We start from the raw sequence: 19005 nt of genomic DNA on the forward strand, positions 1-19005 counted from the left end.
TAAATCAAAACTATTCAAATTAATCTCCCCATGTAGACTCGAAATGACCCTTACGTTCTGCTTCTTCGGGTAACTTCATGTAATCACCGTATATTTTTGTTAAATATTCATCTGGGTTTGCATGGCAACTGATTTCCAAGTTCTCAAACTCTAATAATTGTGGTTCACCGAATACTTCTTTTCTAGCAAGTTCACGTTCTCTGTAGGAACCTAATACATTACCTACTATTGAACTAGTTTCAAAATCATATTGTTTAATTAGATTTTGTAATTTGTTGTTAATAGTGGTTGTTTTTAGAAGTTTATTTAGTTTCAAAACTTTTGATATACTCACAATTGCATTTTCAAAACTTCCCCGATCTCTGTCATGTAAACGATCGATTACAGAAATTTTAGAAAGTGCTCGATAGAGTTTAATTTTGTTTGTATGAATAAAATAATAAAAACGATCATCTGGATAACCATCCAGAGGGAAAATATCTATGAATGGACTACATAGTTCATCTCCAAATGGAATTTGTAAAGATGTATCCATAATAGAGGTATTACCTAAATTATCATCGTGAAGCCTCAAGATAACATGTTCTGGAAGTTCCTTTTTACAAATAGATATAAATTTTTCATAATCTTTTCGAGGCATCCCTAAATCCATATCATCATCCCAAGGAATAAATCCTTTATGACGAATTGCTCCTAGCAATGTTCCTCCCAAAGCATAATATCTTAAATCATGTTTACTACAAATAGCAATATAACTTTTCAATAAAGATAATTCTCCTAGTTGAATTTCCCTCACTTTATTCATAATTTTACTTCGCTCCATCCCTCATAAATACAACTTTAACTGTTTTTAGTAGAATTTCAATATCTTTCCAAATTGTCCAATCGTCTATATAAGCTACATCTAATTTAACAACTTCATCAAAATTCTTAATCTCACTTCTACCACTAACTTGCCAAAGTCCAGTGATACCTGGTTTAAAACTCAATCGACGTTTTTGTTCAGGTGTGTATGTCTCATATTCATCAACTGTTGGCGGTCTTGTTCCAACTAGACTCATATCCCCTTTCAAAACATTCCAAAATTGAGGGAGTTCATCCAAGCTAGTTTTACGGATAAAGCGCCCAATGTTTGTGATGCGAGGATCATTATCCATCTTAAACATACCACCCTGCATAGTATTTTTCTCCAACAATTCTCTCTTTTTATCCTCAGCATCAATACACATTGATCTAAATTTATAAAAAGTAAAATGTCGACCGTTTTTTCCTATACGTGTCTGGGCAAAAATAGCAGGCCCACCATCTTTTCTAATAGCTGGAACTAGAACTATACTGACTAAGCCACAAATCATTAAACCAAAAATAGAACCAATAATATCTATGACACGCTTAGCAATGACATGACTATTTTTATAAAATTTCGTCGAAAAGGTAATGACATTTAGACCAGCCATCCCACGGATTTTCTTGTCACGCCCTAGATTATGGTCAAAAGCATTTAGATTAACTGTTACATCAATTCCCATCGTTTCAAAACGAGAAATAAATTCACCAATATCATATTCTTCACTAGGAAGATTGATAAACACTTCGTCCACAACTTCGTGAGTTGCAAAATTTAAAATATCTTCGACTGGTACGACTGTAATAGTATCATGTTGGAAATTAGGTTTATCTAATACACTAACTGCCACCAGTTCTCCAAAGAAATCACCAGCATCAAGTAATTTATCCATCACTTTCTCAACTCTAGATGTTGCTGTAATCAAGAATAGTTTTTTACTCCATTTCAAATTAGGAAATATCCGTTTCGAATAATACTTGATAAAAATATTGACTAGATACATTAGAATCGAGTGTAAGGTTAAGAAATACACCATGCCTCGTCTAGAGATGCTAAAGCGTTCTTCTAAAAAGAAATTGGAAAGACTAATTGCCAACGCAAAGAAAATGATATATTTTGTCAAGCGAACAAGCTCACGTAAATATCCTCTTTTAAAAAAATCTTGACCGAAATCACTAAAATAAAATACTATGTAGTGGAGAATATATAGGACAATCATTGTTGTTGAAAGAATATCTGTCTCTTTAACAAAACTAAGAAAATACCCCAGTAACACTACTATAAAACTCTGGATTACTGCCAGAGATATTTTTATCCCTTTCTCTTCCATAACTACTTCCTAGTTTATTTTTTACTTTTTCCCATAATTGCCATAAGCTCCATAAGCTCCATAACCACCATAAGCTCCGTATTTTTCAACTTCGGTGTTGAATTTATTTAGAACTACACCTAAAAAAGGAGTCCCTGTTTGTTCTAACTGTTCCTTCGCCTTTAAGACATCACGTCGTTTTGTCTCTCCAGCTGCCGTAACCAAGATAGAAGCATCACATTTTTGTGTAATGATAGCGGCGTCAATAACCATCCCAATCGGTGCAGTATCCACAATGACATAGTCAAAATACTTACGTAGGGTATCAATCATGGTATGGAAATTTTCACTCTGCAGGAGGGCCGTTGGATTAGGTGATGTCGGTCCTGCCTGAATAACAAATAGGTTATCAATATTGGTATCACAGAGACCATTTGAAAGATCAGTAGTCCCTGCCAAAAAGTCAGTCAATCCAGTAATTTTTTCTCTTGACTTGAAGACACCAGACATAACTGAATTACGGATATCCGCATCTACTAGTAATGTTTTATAGCCTGCACGTGCGAAAGCCCAGGCGATATTAGTTGAAGTTGTAGATTTCCCTTCACCAGGTTTGACAGATGAGATGGCAAGAACTTTCAAATTATCACCACTCAATTGAATATTGGTGCGCAAAGCATTATAGTGTTCTTCAGCTTTTTTAGCAAAATCTAAACGCTTTTGTGCGATTTCTAATGTTGGCATATTTTCTCCCTTACTTTAACTTATCCAAATCTGGAACAATTCCTAAAAGTGCGACATGCATGACTTCTTCGACATCTTCTGGTCGCTTGACACGATCATCCAATAATTCAAACAATAAGACTGAAACAACCATTACTGCACCACCTACTAGGAAAGCAAGCGCAGTATTTCGACGAATATTAGGTGAGGATGGAGTTAGTGCCGGTCTCGCTTCCTCTAGTGTTGTCACATCAGATACACGAGTTACAGAAATGATTTTTTCCGATGCAACCTCACGAAGAGCATTGGCGATACGGCTCGCTTCTTCTGGCTGTGCATCTTTTACAGCAATTGACACGATACGAGTATCTACAGGCACTGTTACCTGAATCTTCTTGCTTAATGCCTTAACTGTTTTCTCTAGTTTAAGATTTGAAATGACTTTCTCCAGTACATCTTGCGAAAGGATAATTTCCTTATAGTCTTTTACCAGGTAAGTACCAGCCTGCAAATCCTGGTTGGTCAAACCTGCTTTTTCTGATTGATTTCGATTAACCACATAAATACGTGTTGTACTAGAGTACTCAGGTGTTAGTACAAAACTGCTTACACCGAAAGCTAGGACAGCTGCTACAATCGCAGTCAAGATGATAGCGATTTTCTTCTTCCAAAGGATTTTAAATAATTGGACAATGTCAATTGCGATTTCTTTATTTTCTTTCATGTCAACTCCTAAATAATTTGATCAGCTAAGATGATGCGAGGATTTTCGATAAATAATTCTCTCGCCTTTCTATCACCGTATTGTTTTGAAACGATCTCATAAGCTTCTTTCATGTAAGGTGGTCTTTGGTCTAAATTGTGCATATCACTAGCAACAAAATGTACCAAGTCACGCTCTAGAAAATAGCGAGCTCGTTTCTTCATAAATTTATATTTATCTCCAAATAACTTTGGTTTTAAAATACTTGAGCTATTGATTTGAGTGTAGCAACCCATATCAATCAACTCTTTTACCCGTTTTTCGTTATTTTCTAATTCATGATAACGTTCAATGTGGGCAACTACAGGCGTTATCCCAAGCATGAGAACATTGCTCAAGGCAGTATGGATTTCTCGATAAGAAGTAGCCATACTAAACTCAATGAGAGCATAGCGTGTCCCATTAAGACTTGGAATCACCTGTTTTTCTAACTTCTCAAGCACATCATGGGTATAATAAATTTCTGCCCCATAGAGAATGGTCAAGTCTGGAGCCACTTCCTTGGCTAGCTCCTTAACTTCTTGGAAATTTGTTGCTATTGTCTCCTCAGGAGTTTCAAACATCCCTTTTCGTCTATGCGATGTCGATACAATAGTCCTCACTCCTTGCCTATAGGCTTCCGTCAGAAGAGCCTTGCTTTCTTGCTTGGATTTTGGACCATCATCCACACCAAATACAATATGCGAATGAATATCAATCATTTTGTCTTATTTCCCTTCCATCACATCATTGATTGCAGCCTTGACTGACTCCAAACTGCTATCACTTATCTCCATCATATAGAGGTTACTATCAGGCATGGCATAGGATGGTAAATCCATGCGTCCTGTTCCTTTAAGATCTTGCGAATTAATCTTATACGTTCCACCACTTTCAAGTTGGGCATTGACCAAATTCATCATGGTTTCAAGTGGCATATTAGTTTGAATTGAATCTTGCAACCCTTTTATAATACCGTCATAATTTTTCAAAGCTTCTGTAGAGGTTAACTTTTGCAAAATAGCGACAATGACCTTTTGCTGGTTACGACCACGATCTCGATCTCCGTCTGCCAAAGAATAACGTTCACGCACAAATCCTAAAGCTTGTTCCGAATCAAGATGAACATTTCCTACGGGATAGAACTTCCCATTTGTATGAGCTGTAAATTCTTGGTCATTATAGACATCAACTCCACCAAGTAAATCAATCAATTTCAAGAAAGAGGTGAAATTCAAACGAGCATAATAGTTCAAGTCAATACCGTAGAGATTTTCCAGTGTATGAATGGAAGCATCTACCCCATAAATCCCCGCATGGGTCAACTTATCTTTTTGGTTATCGCCACCATCTGCAATTGGAACATAGGAATCACGAGGTGTCGTTGTCAAGAGAATCTTTTTAGTTTCGCGATTCACTGTCATAATGATATTGACGTCCGAACGAGAAACTGAACTGATTGGACCGTAAGTATCAATTCCACTGATATAAACGTTGAAACTGTTACCTTTGACATCTTTTGGAGTTTCAACCGTCTTGGTTAATTCTTTGGTATAGATTTTCTTAATTTTTGAAGCATAGTCAGGATATTCTGATTCGATAATATTTTCAAAGACACTGTTTAGAATGATTGCCTTTGTATCACCGGCTAGCAAGCTCTTATAGGCCGCAAGATAGGAGCTACTTTCTTCGACTGTCAATTCCTTATTTTGATTAGCCTTAAGATCATTCATCAACTGTTGGATATTATCCTTATCCGTCCCAGTAGGTCCCATCACACTGGTTACCTGACTGATATTCTCAATTGGACTATCTGCTAACACTGCAATACTCATCGAATAATTTGAGTAATTCGATGTTGCATTCAAACGACTGGTAAATCCAATGAACTGCCCTACAGCAAGGAGAGAAGTTCCGTTAATTAACACACCAAGTAGTAATAAAATCAGCGTTAGATTTTGAACTTTCTTGGACCGAATTAAAAAGAAGCACAAGATGGCTAAGGCTACAATTAAGACAGCAACCACTATATTGAGATATCGGAATGCTAGCATATTGTACTTGAAAATCAAAAACAATAAAAAGACTGCTAGTAATGCATAGATAGCTAGCAACCCCCAACTAATCACTATTTTTGTTTTACCCTGACGAGCTCGCTTCGAAGATCTACTCACGATATACCTCTATTATCAATTTTTATTTCATTTTATTATATCATAAAAAAATACACTTGTGAGATAAATCCGCTTAGGTAAGGCGTTTTCATCTTCTTTCCGAAACATTCTTTTTGATTTGCAAACAATTACATCAATAAATTTACTATATAAACATTAAAACAAGGTCCCTTACGGAACCTCGTTCATCTATTTAACATGATTTTCTGCTTCTTTTTGAGCTTTTTCGATTGCTTTTTTGCTTTCTTGCTCCCATTTGGCCTTAGCTTCTTCATACTGTTTGGTTGTCACAGTATCTTTTTGCAGTTTCATGTACTTGTAGTTATTGCCATCACCCTTGATGCCGACCAGTGAATACCCTCTTGTAAATGGCGTTACTTTGGTTACAGATGCTGTTCCACCACTTGACATAGCTGACATAATCAGAGAATTGTCAATCATCCAAGCCTGTGCTTCAGCATATTTTTCATATCGTTTGGCTACATCTTTATTTTCACTATCTGCATCTTTGAGCATCTTGGTGTAAGTATCAAGCCCCAAGCTAGCAATCTTAGCTTTATCTTCTTGAGCATCTAGACCAAAAATCTTGAGGTAGAACCCATCCTCTGCATTGAAAGGATTGAGATAAGTTGATGGATCTTGGTAGTCACCTACCCAACCATCAAAGTTCAAATCGTAGTCTCGATCAGCTGGAGTCGGCGCCAAGAAGGCTACGTTATTAAAATCATCTGTTGAAAGTTGCTGAACATCAATGACAATGTTATCAGCACCTAAAACCGACTCAAGGGTTTGCTTAACTGAGTTCATGCCTGTCACAGCATTTTTACTAGTCTGATCAACTGCAACATCCAAGTGAATTGGGAAAGTCACACCTTGACTTGCCAATTCTTTTTTAGCTTCCGCAAATTTTGCTTGGGCTTTTTCTTTGTTGAAATAGGCATCCTGAGCATCTGCCAAGTTAATATCTGACCATTCTGTGCCATAGTTGACCAATTTAGAAGCAACTACTTCTCCAAAGGTCTTGTCTCCAACTTGGACAAATGTAGGAGGCACTAGGGTGTTACGAAGGGTCTTGCTAGCTGCTTCTTCCCCATTTGACTGAGCAGAATAGGCTGTACGGTCCAAGGCAAAGTTCACCGCTTGGCGGAAGTTTTTGTTCAAGACAGCTGTCTCAGTTGACTTCTTCTGCTCATCTGTCGTTTTAGACGTATGGTTGTAAGCCTTACGGTTGACGTTGAAATTAAAATACCAAGAAGTCTTGTCCTGCAAGCTATAGACGATATTATCCTTATATTTCTCCTTGATCTTAGCAAAGTTAGAACTATTTGGATAAAACCCAGCGATAGAATAAGCTCCACTTTCAAAGTTACGGATGGTCAATTCTTGGTCTGAACCATCAAAGTAAGCCAATTTTACGTGTTCAATCGATACTTTGTCATGATCATAGTAATGCGGATTTTTCACATACTCGATCGATGATTTTGATGTGAAATCTTTTAACAAATAAGGTCCGCTGTAGAGAATGCTATCTGGAGATAGGGTACCAAAATCTTTCCCTTTTGAGTTTAAAAACTCTTCATTCACTGGGAAAAGAATACTGTTGGTTGTTTTTGAGTTCCAGTAAGGTTCTGGGCGTGCCAAAGTATACTCAACAGTATGGTCGTCAATGGCCTTCACCCCAACCTTAGAAAAGTCAGAATCCGCTCCTGTAATATAATCATTCAAGCCCTTGATTGAGTTTTGAATCAAGTCAATAGCCTGGGATTTATTATCCACTGCGTACTTGATACCTGTCACAAAATCTTGTGCCTTGACTGGGGCGTACTCTTCACCGTCAGCCGTGAACCATTTGGCATCTTTTCTCAGTTTGTAGGTATAAGTCAGACCGTCGCTTGAAACAGACCAGTCTTCTGCCAAAGATGGAACTAGGTTTCCGTGATTGTCATTTTCAAGCAAGCCATCAACTAGGTTGGTAATGATGGCTGTATTATCAGCGTAGTAGTCTAATAGGTAGTTAAAAGTAGTTGGGTTTCCACTAAAAGTTGATGAGTAAGTTTTTGTATCTGAACCTGATTGTCCGCAAGCAGCTAAAAGCAAGGCAGCTGCAAAAGTCAGGCCTGCACTAAGGATACGCTTTTTTGTAGTCATCTTCTTTCTCCTTTATGTTAGTTTTTGTAACATAGATTTATTTTACCAAAATAGTGGGAATTTGTAAAGTTAATTGAATTTCTAGAATGAAAGTTTATAAATCTTAGTCATAAAAAAACAAAGGATTTCTGTCTTTCATACAGTCCTCCCTTGTTTTTATACGATTTCATTTTTAGATTTTTCTGTAAAAAATGTTTATAGTAATTCCACACAGAAAGCATCCCATGGAGCCAAGATTTGTTTTTCAAAAACTTCTTGAGCCACGGTGTTTTCAATTAAGACCGATTTGACGTTTCCTTCTACGGTCAAGTCTTGCTCTTCATTGGATAAGTTGGCCACAACTAGGAAACGACGGTCCCCATCTTTACGGATATAGGCAAATACCTTTTCAGCCGTATCAAGCAATTCAAAATCAGCTCGAATCAGCCAGCTATTCTCCTTACGGATTTGAACCAGTTTCTGATAGGTATAGAAAATAGACTCTGGATTTGCCAGCGCTTCTTGAACGTTGATTGTTGGATAGTTTGGATTCACTGCCAACCAAGGTTGACCTGTTGAGAAACCAGCATTTTTGCTCTCGTCCCATTGCATTGGGGTACGGGCATTATCACGTCCAATGACACGGATACTGTCCATGATTTCTTCCATCGGAACACCTTTTTCAAGAGCTTCACGCGCATAGTTCAGAGATTCAATATCTTCTACTTGGTCCAGCGTTTCAAACGGATAGTTGGTCATCCCAATCTCCTCACCTTGGTAGATATAAGGAGTTCCTCTCATGAGATGAAGTAAGATGGCAAAGGCTTTGGCAGATTTTTTACGGTATTCTTGGTCATTTCCCCAGATTGAGACAATACGAGGGAGGTCATGATTGTTCCAGAAGAGCGAATTCCAGCCGTCCTCAACTCCTAATTCTGTCTGCCATTTGTTGAAAATCTCTTTTAACTTAGCAATATTCAGTTCTTTTTGATAGTGCCACTTAGGCTGACCTTCCTGATACTGAAGACCAATATGTTCAAAATGGAAGACCATAGACAATTCTTGCCCCTTTGGATCAGAATAGAGCTTGGCAATCTCTGGCGTTGCTCCCCAAGTCTCTCCTACTGTCAAGAGATTCTTATCTCCAAAGGTCGCCTGATTCATCTCCTTGAGATAGGGATGGAGCATGGGACCATTATTGACTACTTTCTCGTCAGGAATTTTCCCAATCATGTCAATGACATCCATGCGGAAACCACCAATGCCTTTATCAATCCAGAAATTCATCATCTCATAAATTTTCTGACGAAGTTTTTCATTTTCCCAGTTGAGATCAGGTTGCTTCTTGCTGAAAAAGTGGAGATAGTACTGACCTGACTTTTCATCGTACTCCCAAGCAGACCCACTAAAGATAGACTCCAAATCGTTGGGTTCATCCCGCCAGATATAGTAGTCTCGTTCAGGGCTATCAGGATTTTCACAGGCCTCGACAAACCAAGCATGCTCATCTGAAGTATGATTGACCACTAAGTCCATGATGATACGAATATCACGTTTCTTAGCTTCTGCGATCAGTTGGTCCATATCCTCCATGGTCCCGAAAATAGCCGCAATCGCTTGATAATCAGCAATATCATAGCCATTATCATCCATCGGACTATCATAAACGGGAGAAAGCCAAATCGCTGTAATTCCTAACTTGGCTAGATAGTCTAACTTATCGGTAATTCCTGTCAAATCGCCAATTCCATCTCCGTTGCTATCCATAAAGCTCTTAGGATAAACTTGATAGACTACGGCATTGTGCCACCATTTTTCTTGCATCTTCTTACCTCATTATTTTAATAATCTGTAGTCTATGATAGCGCTTTTTAGAGTTTTGTGCAAGCGTTTGCCTAATCTTTTTAATTCCTTTTTTAACTCCATAGTTTCCTAACTTCCAATTTTTTATTATAATAGAGGTCAGAGGTAAAAAAATGAAAAAACAAGCTTTTAGTTCTGAACACTATTTGAATCTACAGCGCGACCACATTTTGGAGCGCATTAACCAATTTGACGGCAAGCTCTACTTGGAGTTTGGTGGCAAAATGTTAGAAGATTTTCACGCTGCTCGTGTTCTTCCTGGTTATGAGCCTGACAACAAAATCAAGCTCTTGCAAGAATTGAAAGAGCAAGTCGAGGTTGTAATTGCCATTAATGCTAACAACATCGAACATTCCAAAGCACGTGGTGACTTGGGCATTTCTTATGACCAAGAAGTTCTTCGTTTGATTGACAAATTCAATGAACTGGGAATTTTTGTTGGCTCCGTTGTCATCACACAGTACGCTGGCCAACCAGCTGCAGATGCCTTCCGCAACCAACTTGAGAAAAACGGAATTGATTCTTATCTTCACTATCCAATCAAAGGATATCCAACGGATATGGATCACATCATTTCTCCAGAAGGAATGGGAAAAAATGACTACATCAAAACTAGTCGCAACTTGATTGTCGTAACTGCTCCTGGACCTGGTTCTGGAAAATTGGCAACTTGTATGTCAAATATGTACCATGACCAAATCAATGGTATCAAGTCTGGCTACGCTAAATTTGAAACCTTCCCAGTTTGGAATCTTCCCCTTCATCACCCAGTCAATTTGGCCTACGAGGCTGCTACAGCTGACCTTGATGATGTCAACATGATTGACCCTTTCCATCTCCAAACCTATGGAGAAACCACTGTCAACTACAACCGTGATATCGAAATTTTCCCAGTGCTCAAGCGCATGTTAGAACGCATTCTAGGTGAATCTCCATACTCTTCACCGACAGATATGGGGGTCAACATGGTTGGTTTCGCTATTACAGATAATGAGGCTGCTATCGAAGCTTCTAAACAAGAAATCATCCGCCGCTACTATCAAACGGTCCTTGATTTTAAAGCCGAAAAAATTGGCGAAGCTGCTGTCAAGAAAATTGAGTTACTTATGAATGACCTCGGTATCACACCAGCAGACCGTAAGGTTGCTGTTGCTGCACGCCAAAAAGCTGAAGAAACTGGCGGACCAGCCCTATCCCTTGAATTGCCAAATGGGGAAATCGTCACAGGTAAGAACTCAGAGCTCTTTGGCCCTACAGCCGCTGCTCTTATCAACGCCATCAAGAAATCAGCTGACATCGCTAAAGAAGTAAAACTAATCGAACCTGAAGTTGTCAAACCGATTCAAGGTCTTAAAATCGATCATCTGGGTAGCCGCAATCCACGCCTTCATTCAAATGAAATCCTGATTGCACTTGCTATCACAGCTACAGAAAATCCTGATGCTGCTCGTGCTATGGAAGAACTTGGCAACCTCAAAGGAAGCGAAGCCCACTCAACCATCATCTTAACCGATGAAGACAAGAATGTCCTTCGTAAACTAGGGATCAACGTAACCTTTGATCCTTACTACCAATACGACCGCTTGTATCGTAAATAAAGTTTTGAACCTCTCCACCCTCGGAGAGGTTTTCTCTCTGTCTCAAGAGCTGGCTTTATGTTATAATGAAAGAAGAAAACTGAAAGGATCTACCATGTCAAAAGAAGTTATTGTTGAAAGTTTTGAACTTGACCACACTATTGTTAAAGCACCTTATGTCCGCTTGATTGGGGAAGAAACAGGGCCAAAGGGAGACGTTATCTCCAACTTTGATATTCGCTTGGTGCAACCAAACGAAGACTCTATCCCTACCGCTGGCCTTCACACTATCGAACACCTCTTGGCTAAACTCATCCGTACCCGCATTGACGGCATGATTGACTGCTCACCATTTGGTTGTCGCACAGGCTTCCACATGATTATGTGGGGGCGTCATACCAGCGCTGAAATTGCGGCTGTTATCAAGGATTCGCTCAAGGAAATCGCTGAAACTACTACTTGGGAAGATGTTCCTGGAACAACCATCGAATCTTGCGGAAACTACAAGGATCACAGCCTCTTTTCTGCTAAAGAATGGGCTAAACTCATCTTGGAACAAGGGATTTCAGACGATGCCTTTGAGCGCCATGTCATCTAAACACAAAAAAGGAACCAGCTTTTTAGCTGGCTCCTTCTTTTTTATGCTCAAAATTTTGTCTTAGGCTTTTTCACGAATGACCAAAACACCATCTTCCATGTCAGCTTCTAGGTGTTTAGCATCAAGGTTATCCAAGTGGAAGTCTGTGACTTTGTCACGGATTTGTTGTTCAACCACACGACGGAGTGGACGAACACCCATGACTTCATCGTAGCCTTCCTCAGTCATGTATTCTTTAGCAGCTTCGCTCACTGCCAAGTCAATGTCTTTCTTAGAAAGCGTCTTGTTAACTTCAACCAACATAAGGTCTACAATCTTAGAAAGATCTCCTTTGCTCAAGTGTGAGAATTCGATGACAGCATTGAAACGGTTAAGGAATTCTGGACGGAAGTAAGGTTTCAAACGATCCATCAATTCTGGTTTATCCGCATCTTCTGTCAAGTTAGCTTCGTAACCAAAGCCTGCGTTTGAAGTTGCGATAATCACCGTATTCTTGAAGTTGACAGTGTTACCTTGACCATCAGTCAAACGACCATCATCCAAGACTTGGAGGAGAAGGGTGATGACTTGAGGGTCAGCCTTTTCAATTTCGTCGAGAAGGACGATTGAGTATGGATTGCGACGGACGCGTTCTGTCAAGGTATTGTTGTTGTCATCGTAACCAACATAACCTGCAGTTGTACCAATCAATTTAGATACGGCTGTGCGGTCGCTGTATTCTGACATGTCCAAACGGATGATAGCATCTTTCGTTCCGAACATATCAAGAGCCAATTGTTTAGCCAACTCAGTCTTACCGACACCAGTAGGACCTACAAAGAGGAAGCTACCGATTGGACGGTTACCTTCATCAAAACCAGCACGGTTACGACGGATAGCTTTTGCTACTGCTTCAACGGCCTTATCTTGACCAATAACTTTCGTCTGCAAACGATGACCCATATCTTTCAAACGTTCGATGTCCGTAGCCCCCATTTGAGATACTGGAATACCCGTCATACGTTCTACAGATTCAGCCACATCGTTGACACTTGCAGTCACTTTCATATCTTCTGTATGGTTTTCGATTTTCTTTTCCAATTCTGCAATGCGTGTTTTATAGTTTAGAGCTGCTTCAAAATCTTCTGCCTCAACTGCTTTTTCTTGCTTGTCTTTTTCTGCCTCAATTTCACGTTCAACAGCATGAACATCTGTTACTGGATGCTGAGCTGCCAAGTGAGCCGCCGTAACATCGACAAGGTCGATAGCCTTATCTGGCAAGCTACGTTGTGGAATATATTGAACAGAGTAATCAACGGCAGCTTTTAAGACTTCATCTGGCAAAATAACATTGTGGTGTTGTTGATAAAGATCTCGAATACCTTGAAGAATCTTGAAAGTATCTTCAGCAGATGGAGCATTAACCTTCACTTCGTTGAAACGACGAGCAAGGGCTGCATTTTTCAAGATAGTATTACGGTATTCATCTTGAGTAGTTGCGCCAATCACTGTCAATTCTCCACGTGAAAGAGCTGGTTTCAAGATATCAGCAAGACCTTTAGACCCTTGACCATCACCTGTGCTACCAGCACCAAGAATTTGGTGAATTTCGTCGAAGAAAAGGATAATATTTCCAGCTTCTTTGACTTCGTTTACCAAGTTTTGAATGTTTTCTTCAAAACTACCGCGGTATTGAGTCCCAGCCTCAAGTCCTGAGATATCAATGGAAATAATTTCCTTATTCTTAATAGCAGCTGGAACATCACCATTCACAATAGCTTGTGCTAAGCCTTCGACAACTGCTGTCTTACCAACACCTGCGTCTCCTACTAAAACAGGATTATTCTTGGTACGGCGTGAAAGGATTTCAGATGTTTCTTGAATTTCCTTGTTTCGTCCGATGACAGGATCCAACTTGCCCTCACGCGCTTCTGCAGTCAAGTTTCGACCCAGTTTAGCAAGGACACCATCTTGTTTCATACCTGAAGACTGTTGTTTCATTTGTCCATCAGCTTCTGCATTTCCTGGCAATTGACCAGTTGCACGATAGTGAGCAAATTCCTCAGGTGTCACTTCACGTCCATTAATCAAGTAACGACGATTTTCAGAACTGTATCCTCGCATACCACCCATCAATTGGTTAAACAAATCATCCATGTTGTTAAAATTATTAAAATTGTTGTTCATATTCTTTACCTCTTTTTGTTATTTATTATTACTGATATTGACTATCTTTGACTTTTGTTTTAAAAAATTTAGACTAGCTAGATTGCTACTCTACGTACTATTTCTGGTTTTTCTTTTTCAAGCAGGAGTAGACTATCTTTACTTCTGAAGATTTCTAGATTAAACATAGACCCCACCTCTTTCTATTTTACTTTAAATAAGTGTTCTAGTAAGGCTTTCATTTACCTTACGTTCATAATATACTACATTAGTCAAAAAAGGTCAAGGAATTTGACTTTAATTGACCAATATTTTTTAAAAAGCAAAAACACCCTGAAACATCAGGGTGCCATTCTTACATCAAATACAAAATTGCTAGGGTCAGGAGACTTGCTAGAAGCCCCACTCCCCAAAAGAAGAAGTCAACCTTCCACTCGCTCCAAGGATTTCCTTTACCAGACAATCCTCCAAGTTCAAAATGGTGATGCACAGGCGTCATACGGAAAATACGTTTTCCACCAGTCATTTTGAAATAGCCGACTTGCATCATGACCGAAGTTGTTTCAAAGACATAAATAATTCCGATAATCAAGAGAGTCCATTCTTGGTGGAGAGCCATTGAAATAGCTGCCAGCATTCCACCGAGAGCCAAACTTCCCACATCTCCCATAAAGACCTTAGCAGGCTTATGGTTAAAGACAAAGAAACCAAGCAAACCACCAATCATGGCAAGAATCACTAGAAGGATATCCATCTGACCTTGCACATAGGCAATAACTCCATAGGCAGACAAACTAATCACAACGGAAATGCTAGCTAAACCGTCAATACCGTCTGTCAAGTTTACTGCGTTTGAAAAACCGACTAGCCAGAAAAGAGCGAAGACAATATAGAAAATCCCTAGATGCACTTGGTAGCCAAAGACAGAAAGCATATCGCCACCACGCTCATAGAAAAGGTAGAAAATGACACCACCTAGAAGCTGAAGAGCCAATTTCTGCTTGGGATTTAGCCCCTCATTGATTTTTCGGAAGACCTTGAGAAAGTCGTCCAAAAATCCGATTAAACCATAAAGAACCAAGATAAATAAAATCATACCAACATTATTGCTGAGTTGATTACTAAATAGGGCGAAAAAGAAAGCAACTAAAACAGAAGCAATTAAGAAAACCAAACCTCCCATTGTAGGAGTCCCAGCTTTTGCCTGGTGCTGTTTGACATCCTCATGCATCTGCTGGCCTGTAATTTGCGCCTTTCTATAAAATTGGATAAAGGCCGGAATTCCTACTAAAGTTAGTAAAAATGTCACAATTCCAGCACTGATAGAAATAAACATATTAGTCTCCTAAAGTTAATTTAATTTTTTTAATGTTTTTGATAGCTGTATTAGTCCGAACATCCTGCTTCTGAACGACGGAACCTGAACCTTCAAATTCCAGCTCGATATCCAACCATTTAGCAAAGGCCTCAGCAGTCTCTTTTTTCCAGCCATACATGTCTGGAATTTCTTCTACCTTATCCGATAAAAGGAGAACTTGTTGGTTTGGTGCAAGATTGGTCCCTTCTTCTACAGATGATTCTTTAATCTTTGTTCCAGTACCTACAACGATTGGTTGCACAATATTTCGGCGTAAGGCTTCCGCCAAATCACCAGGTGAAATATCCTTGATGCTAGGCATTGCATAAGAAGACTCTGTCGTCACTTGATCTAAATTCTTAGCTGGAGATTGAAGATTGAGAGATTCTTTCATAGCTGAAGCTCTTTCAAGAATTGGGTTGGCAAATTCTCCCAATTGGATACCTGAATAATGTTCAGGCTGTTGAACCGTTACATACAAGATAAAATCAGGATTTTCAGCAGGGTTCATAGCCACAACCGAGAAAATGTAGTTGGTAGAACCAACCAAGTAGCCTCCATTTTTCTCGTCAGCGATTTGGGCTGTACCAGACTTGAGGGCTACATTTTGACCTGGAACATTGACAGTTGCTTTTCCTGTACTATGATTGTACATAGTTCCATATCTAGGATCCGTTCCTACCAAGACCATGTGAGTACGAGTTTGGCTAGCTGCATCTTTCGAAACGGGATTTCCTACGATTTCTTTTTGAGATTTACGAACGGTTTGATCATTTGGATCATACAAGGCCGTAATAAATTTAGGCTCTAACATGACGCCATCATTGGCAATGGCTGTAAAGGCACGAATCATTTGCGTCTGCGTTACAGAAATCCCCTGACCAAATGCACTCATGGCAATATTGACAATATTATCTGCAGGCAATTGACCTGTATACTCATCAGTCAGACCAAAACGAGTTGGAACCCCAAATTTAAAGCGGTTTAGATAATCCAACCAGGTAGCATCACCCATTTTCTGCTCAAGAAGTGTCATCCCAATATTACTTGAGTGAGCAAACCCTTGAGAAAATGTCATCATACCACCACCGGTCAAACCTTCATTAACGTCCCAATCTCGAATCGTCGCATCCGCTATTTTTAATTCACTGCTATTGAAGTATTCTCCACCTGGGAAGGTATTATTATCAATAGAAGAAGCTAACGTCATGACCTTCATGGTTGATCCTGGTTCGTAGTTACTTTGATAAAGAATATCACGCCAAACAAAGTCCTCAGTGATTCCTTCTTTAGTATCTGCATTAAAGGTAGGTCGTTGGGTGGTAGCGAGGATTTCACCGGTCTTTGCACTGACCAAGGTCGCGGTCATATACTTACCTTTTACTTTTTCTAGAAAGGCATCCATCTGAGTTTCCATGAAAGATTGGAGCGGGCTAGACAATGTTGTATAAACATCCTTACCATCCACAGTTTGTTGCGACACCTGTTCTGTACCTGGTACGATATTTCCTACACGGTCTTTTTCATAGGTAATAATACCATCTGTCCCAGCAAGAATGGTATTTAATGAACTCTCCAGACCAGAAGTTCCTAATAAACTCTTACTGCCGTCCTCATTTTCATGTAGTTGGGCTAACCCAATAAAACTAGAAGCAAATTGGCCATTTGGGTAGCTTCTATTAGGGCTAGTTGTGAAGTCTATTCCTTCCACACTAGCATCTTTCAAATCTTTTTTAATAGCCATCATATTGGCATAGGTAATCCCATTTCCTTTTGCACCAAAGGAAACTTGGGTCAGATTTGGTTGAGCTAATTGCTCTTTCACATAAGCTTCATCCATGTCTAAATACTTATGGAAGACTTCAGCTACCTTATTAAACTGCGAATCCTCTACATAAAGAATTTTTCCAGTTGCTGACTTGTATTTTTTATCAATAACAGCATAGACGTTATAGGAAGTCGCATCTTCAGCAATAGGCACTCCATTTCGGTCATAGATAGTCCCACGTTTGGCAGGAACTGTTCGGGTTGTTTGGTGAACCTTTTTAGCCTCTTTTACCAAGTCAGTACCAAATATATTACCTTTTGCGATAATATAAGCAAAATTGGCCAAAAAGAGGCCGAAAAGGGCAACAGCTAAAAAGCTGAGGTACTTGCCAACTATCCTACGGTTTTCTGCTGGAGATTTACGATTTTTTACCGCAAATCGGGTTATTTTTTCTGTCCATTTCATATCTTACTCCGCTGTTCGGATGTTTTCATTATTCAATTTCAAATCTTTTTTATCTGCAATCTCTTTCAAGCGCTCTGAACGAATCAATTCATTCACTTCCTGCTTAGCATCATCGAGCTCTGTCTTCTTTTCCTCTATCTGCGCATTGATTTTTGTCAAATCACTTTGCACTTGCAAGAGCCGTGTCTGCATAAAGATAATGCTCACTGCTAAAACAAGAGCCGTAAAAGCGATGGAAAGATAAAAAGCCTTCTCCACACGTGAGAATTTTTTTATACGATTCTGCAAGAATTGACTGGTTGTTTCTTTCTTATCTACCATTTTTCCCTCTTACTTGTGAATTTTTCTGGCCACACGCAACTTAGCTGAGTGCGAGCGGTTATTGGCTTCTAATTCTTCTGCACTTGGCAAGATTGGCTTACGGGATACCAATTCCATCTTGGGCTTGAGATCATCTGGGATGAAAGGCAAACCTTTGGGAACTTCCACAGTTGAAGCTTCCTTGAACAATTGTTTGGTCAAGCGGTCTTCTAGTGAATGGAAGGTAATCACTGAAATTCTACCATCTAGAGCCAACATCTCCATAGCCTGCTGGATGGATTCATCTGCCGCTCCCAGTTCATCATTGACTTCAATTCGAATAGCCTGGAAAATCTGCTTGGCAGGATGGCCCTTCTTCTTGAGCTCCTTGGCAGGTTTGGCCGACTTGATAATTTCTGCTAACTCAGTCGTTGTCTCGATTGGCTTGACTTCACGCGCTTGTTCAATCTTACGCGCAATCTGTTTAGAGAATTTATCCTCACCATACTTGAAGAAAATACGAACCAAGTCATGATAGTCATAGTGATTCACCACTTCATAGGCTGTCAGACTAGCATCCTGATTCATGCGCATGTCCAGTGGCGCATCCTTTTTATAAGAAAAACCACGCTCACGCTGGTCCAGCTGAGGACTAGACACTCCCAAGTCATAACAAATTCCATCAATTTCCTGAACACCAGCTTCGCGCAAACGTGCCTGTAGATGACGGAAGTTATCCTTGATAAAAGTCACCATTCCCTTTTCAATGTAAGGAGCCAAGCGTTTTTGCGCGTTGTCAATGGCATTCTGGTCCTGGTCAAAGGCATAGAGATGGCCTTTTTCACTTAATTTACTTAATAAATATTCGCTATGGCCCGCTCCACCCAAAGTCGCATCAACGTAGATACCGTCAGGCTTTACGTCGAGCATATCAATCGTTTCGTGGAGTAAGACCGTTACATGATGAAATTCTTTTGTCATATCTTATCTATTTTACCACAAATCTGACT

At 39.5% G+C, this 19005-nt stretch carries 15 protein-coding genes; 2 read left to right on the forward strand and 13 right to left on the reverse strand.

Annotated elements, in window-relative coordinates; translation table 11 throughout:
• Positions 1-19: 19 nt before the first annotated feature.
• The 8 genes from OCF95_RS05500 to OCF95_RS05535 form a co-directional block, all read right to left on the reverse strand.
• The gene (locus OCF95_RS05500; protein ID WP_203212695.1) at positions 20-805 is read right to left on the reverse strand and encodes a LicD family protein; all 786 of its coding nucleotides are present in this window, start codon (positions 803-805) and stop codon (positions 20-22) included.
• Positions 806-809: 4 nt separating this feature from the next.
• A complete protein-coding gene (locus OCF95_RS05505; protein ID WP_237447058.1) occupies positions 810-2177 on the reverse strand; it encodes a sugar transferase in 1368 nt (455 codons plus the stop codon).
• Positions 2178-2198: 21 nt separating this feature from the next.
• Positions 2199-2900: a tyrosine-protein kinase gene (locus OCF95_RS05510; protein ID WP_203212667.1), complete on the reverse strand. Its 702-nt coding sequence runs from the start codon at positions 2898-2900 to the stop codon at positions 2199-2201.
• Between the two features lie 10 nt (positions 2901-2910).
• Positions 2911-3603 carry a CspC family polysaccharide chain length determinant protein gene (locus tag OCF95_RS05515; RefSeq protein WP_203212666.1) on the reverse strand — a complete coding sequence of 231 codons (693 nt, stop codon included), beginning with the start codon at positions 3601-3603 and terminating at the stop codon, positions 2911-2913.
• A gap of 8 nt (positions 3604-3611) precedes the next feature.
• Positions 3612-4343, reverse strand: coding sequence for a capsular polysaccharide biosynthesis protein Cps4B (gene cps4B / locus OCF95_RS05520; RefSeq protein WP_237447059.1), 732 nt, complete (start codon positions 4341-4343; stop codon positions 3612-3614).
• Between the two features lie 6 nt (positions 4344-4349).
• On the reverse strand, positions 4350-5795 hold the full coding sequence (cpsA, locus tag OCF95_RS05525; RefSeq protein ID WP_261017772.1) for an LCP family glycopolymer transferase CpsA: 1446 nt from the start codon (positions 5793-5795) through the stop codon (positions 4350-4352).
• A gap of 189 nt (positions 5796-5984) precedes the next feature.
• Positions 5985-7943 (reverse strand): peptide ABC transporter substrate-binding protein, encoded by a 1959-nt coding sequence (locus tag OCF95_RS05530; protein WP_261105040.1) that lies wholly within the window; start codon positions 7941-7943, stop codon positions 5985-5987.
• Positions 7944-8138: 195 nt separating this feature from the next.
• Entirely contained in the window at positions 8139-9746 is a 1608-nt protein-coding gene (locus tag OCF95_RS05535; protein WP_261105041.1) for a glycoside hydrolase family 13 protein, read from the reverse strand.
• 152 nt (positions 9747-9898) lie between these two features.
• On the opposite strand from OCF95_RS05535, the gene OCF95_RS05540 reads away from it, so the two are divergent.
• On the forward strand, positions 9899-11383 hold the full coding sequence (locus OCF95_RS05540) for a DUF1846 domain-containing protein (RefSeq protein ID WP_261105042.1): 1485 nt from the start codon (positions 9899-9901) through the stop codon (positions 11381-11383).
• 94 nt (positions 11384-11477) lie between these two features.
• Positions 11478-11960, forward strand: a complete 483-nt coding sequence (locus OCF95_RS05545; protein WP_000032557.1) for an S-ribosylhomocysteine lyase — start codon at positions 11478-11480, stop codon at positions 11958-11960.
• A 60-nt stretch (positions 11961-12020) separates the two neighbouring features.
• Here the strand turns inward: OCF95_RS05545 and OCF95_RS05550 are convergent, their stop codons facing one another.
• The 5 genes from OCF95_RS05550 to rsmH form a co-directional block, all read right to left on the reverse strand.
• Positions 12021-14126: an ATP-dependent Clp protease ATP-binding subunit gene (locus OCF95_RS05550; protein WP_261105043.1), complete on the reverse strand. Its 2106-nt coding sequence runs from the start codon at positions 14124-14126 to the stop codon at positions 12021-12023.
• 334 nt (positions 14127-14460) lie between these two features.
• Complete coding sequence (mraY, locus tag OCF95_RS05555) at positions 14461-15441, reverse strand: phospho-N-acetylmuramoyl-pentapeptide-transferase (protein ID WP_000470817.1); 981 nt, start codon at positions 15439-15441, stop codon at positions 14461-14463.
• Position 15442: 1 nt separating this feature from the next.
• Positions 15443-17695: a penicillin-binding protein PBP2X gene (gene pbp2x / locus OCF95_RS05560; protein WP_261105044.1), complete on the reverse strand. Its 2253-nt coding sequence runs from the start codon at positions 17693-17695 to the stop codon at positions 15443-15445.
• Positions 17696-17698: 3 nt separating this feature from the next.
• Positions 17699-18016: a cell division protein FtsL gene (gene ftsL, locus OCF95_RS05565; RefSeq protein WP_000227824.1), complete on the reverse strand. Its 318-nt coding sequence runs from the start codon at positions 18014-18016 to the stop codon at positions 17699-17701.
• A gap of 9 nt (positions 18017-18025) precedes the next feature.
• Positions 18026-18976 carry a 16S rRNA (cytosine(1402)-N(4))-methyltransferase RsmH gene (rsmH, locus tag OCF95_RS05570; protein ID WP_000159402.1) on the reverse strand — a complete coding sequence of 317 codons (951 nt, stop codon included), beginning with the start codon at positions 18974-18976 and terminating at the stop codon, positions 18026-18028.
• Positions 18977-19005 lie beyond the last annotated feature (29 nt).

It is taken from the genome of Streptococcus mitis (assembly GCF_946188615.1).
Taxonomy (GTDB): domain Bacteria; phylum Bacillota; class Bacilli; order Lactobacillales; family Streptococcaceae; genus Streptococcus; species Streptococcus mitis_BZ.

Excerpts from the sequence above, each read along its gene's own strand:
- rsmH (WP_000159402.1), bottom strand. The coding sequence starts at position 18,976 with ATGACAAAAGAATTTCATCATGTAACGGTCTTACTCCACGAAACGATT.
- OCF95_RS05550 (WP_261105043.1), bottom strand. The coding sequence starts at position 14,126 with ATGAACAACAATTTTAATAATTTTAACAACATGGATGATTTGTTTAAC.
- OCF95_RS05530 (WP_261105040.1), bottom strand. The coding sequence starts at position 7,943 with ATGACTACAAAAAAGCGTATCCTTAGTGCAGGCCTGACTTTTGCAGCT.
- mraY (WP_000470817.1), bottom strand. The coding sequence starts at position 15,441 with ATGTTTATTTCTATCAGTGCTGGAATTGTGACATTTTTACTAACTTTA.
- OCF95_RS05505 (WP_237447058.1), bottom strand. The coding sequence starts at position 2,177 with ATGGAAGAGAAAGGGATAAAAATATCTCTGGCAGTAATCCAGAGTTTT.
- OCF95_RS05510 (WP_203212667.1), bottom strand. The coding sequence starts at position 2,900 with ATGCCAACATTAGAAATCGCACAAAAGCGTTTAGATTTTGCTAAAAAA.
- ftsL (WP_000227824.1), bottom strand. The coding sequence starts at position 18,016 with ATGGTAGATAAGAAAGAAACAACCAGTCAATTCTTGCAGAATCGTATA.
- OCF95_RS05535 (WP_261105041.1), bottom strand. The coding sequence starts at position 9,746 with ATGCAAGAAAAATGGTGGCACAATGCCGTAGTCTATCAAGTTTATCCT.
- OCF95_RS05540 (WP_261105042.1), top strand. The coding sequence starts at position 9,899 with ATGAAAAAACAAGCTTTTAGTTCTGAACACTATTTGAATCTACAGCGC.
- OCF95_RS05515 (WP_203212666.1), bottom strand. The coding sequence starts at position 3,603 with ATGAAAGAAAATAAAGAAATCGCAATTGACATTGTCCAATTATTTAAA.
- cps4B (WP_237447059.1), bottom strand. The coding sequence starts at position 4,343 with ATGATTGATATTCATTCGCATATTGTATTTGGTGTGGATGATGGTCCA.
- OCF95_RS05500 (WP_203212695.1), bottom strand. The coding sequence starts at position 805 with ATGAATAAAGTGAGGGAAATTCAACTAGGAGAATTATCTTTATTGAAA.
- OCF95_RS05545 (WP_000032557.1), top strand. The coding sequence starts at position 11,478 with ATGTCAAAAGAAGTTATTGTTGAAAGTTTTGAACTTGACCACACTATT.
- pbp2x (WP_261105044.1), bottom strand. The coding sequence starts at position 17,695 with ATGAAATGGACAGAAAAAATAACCCGATTTGCGGTAAAAAATCGTAAA.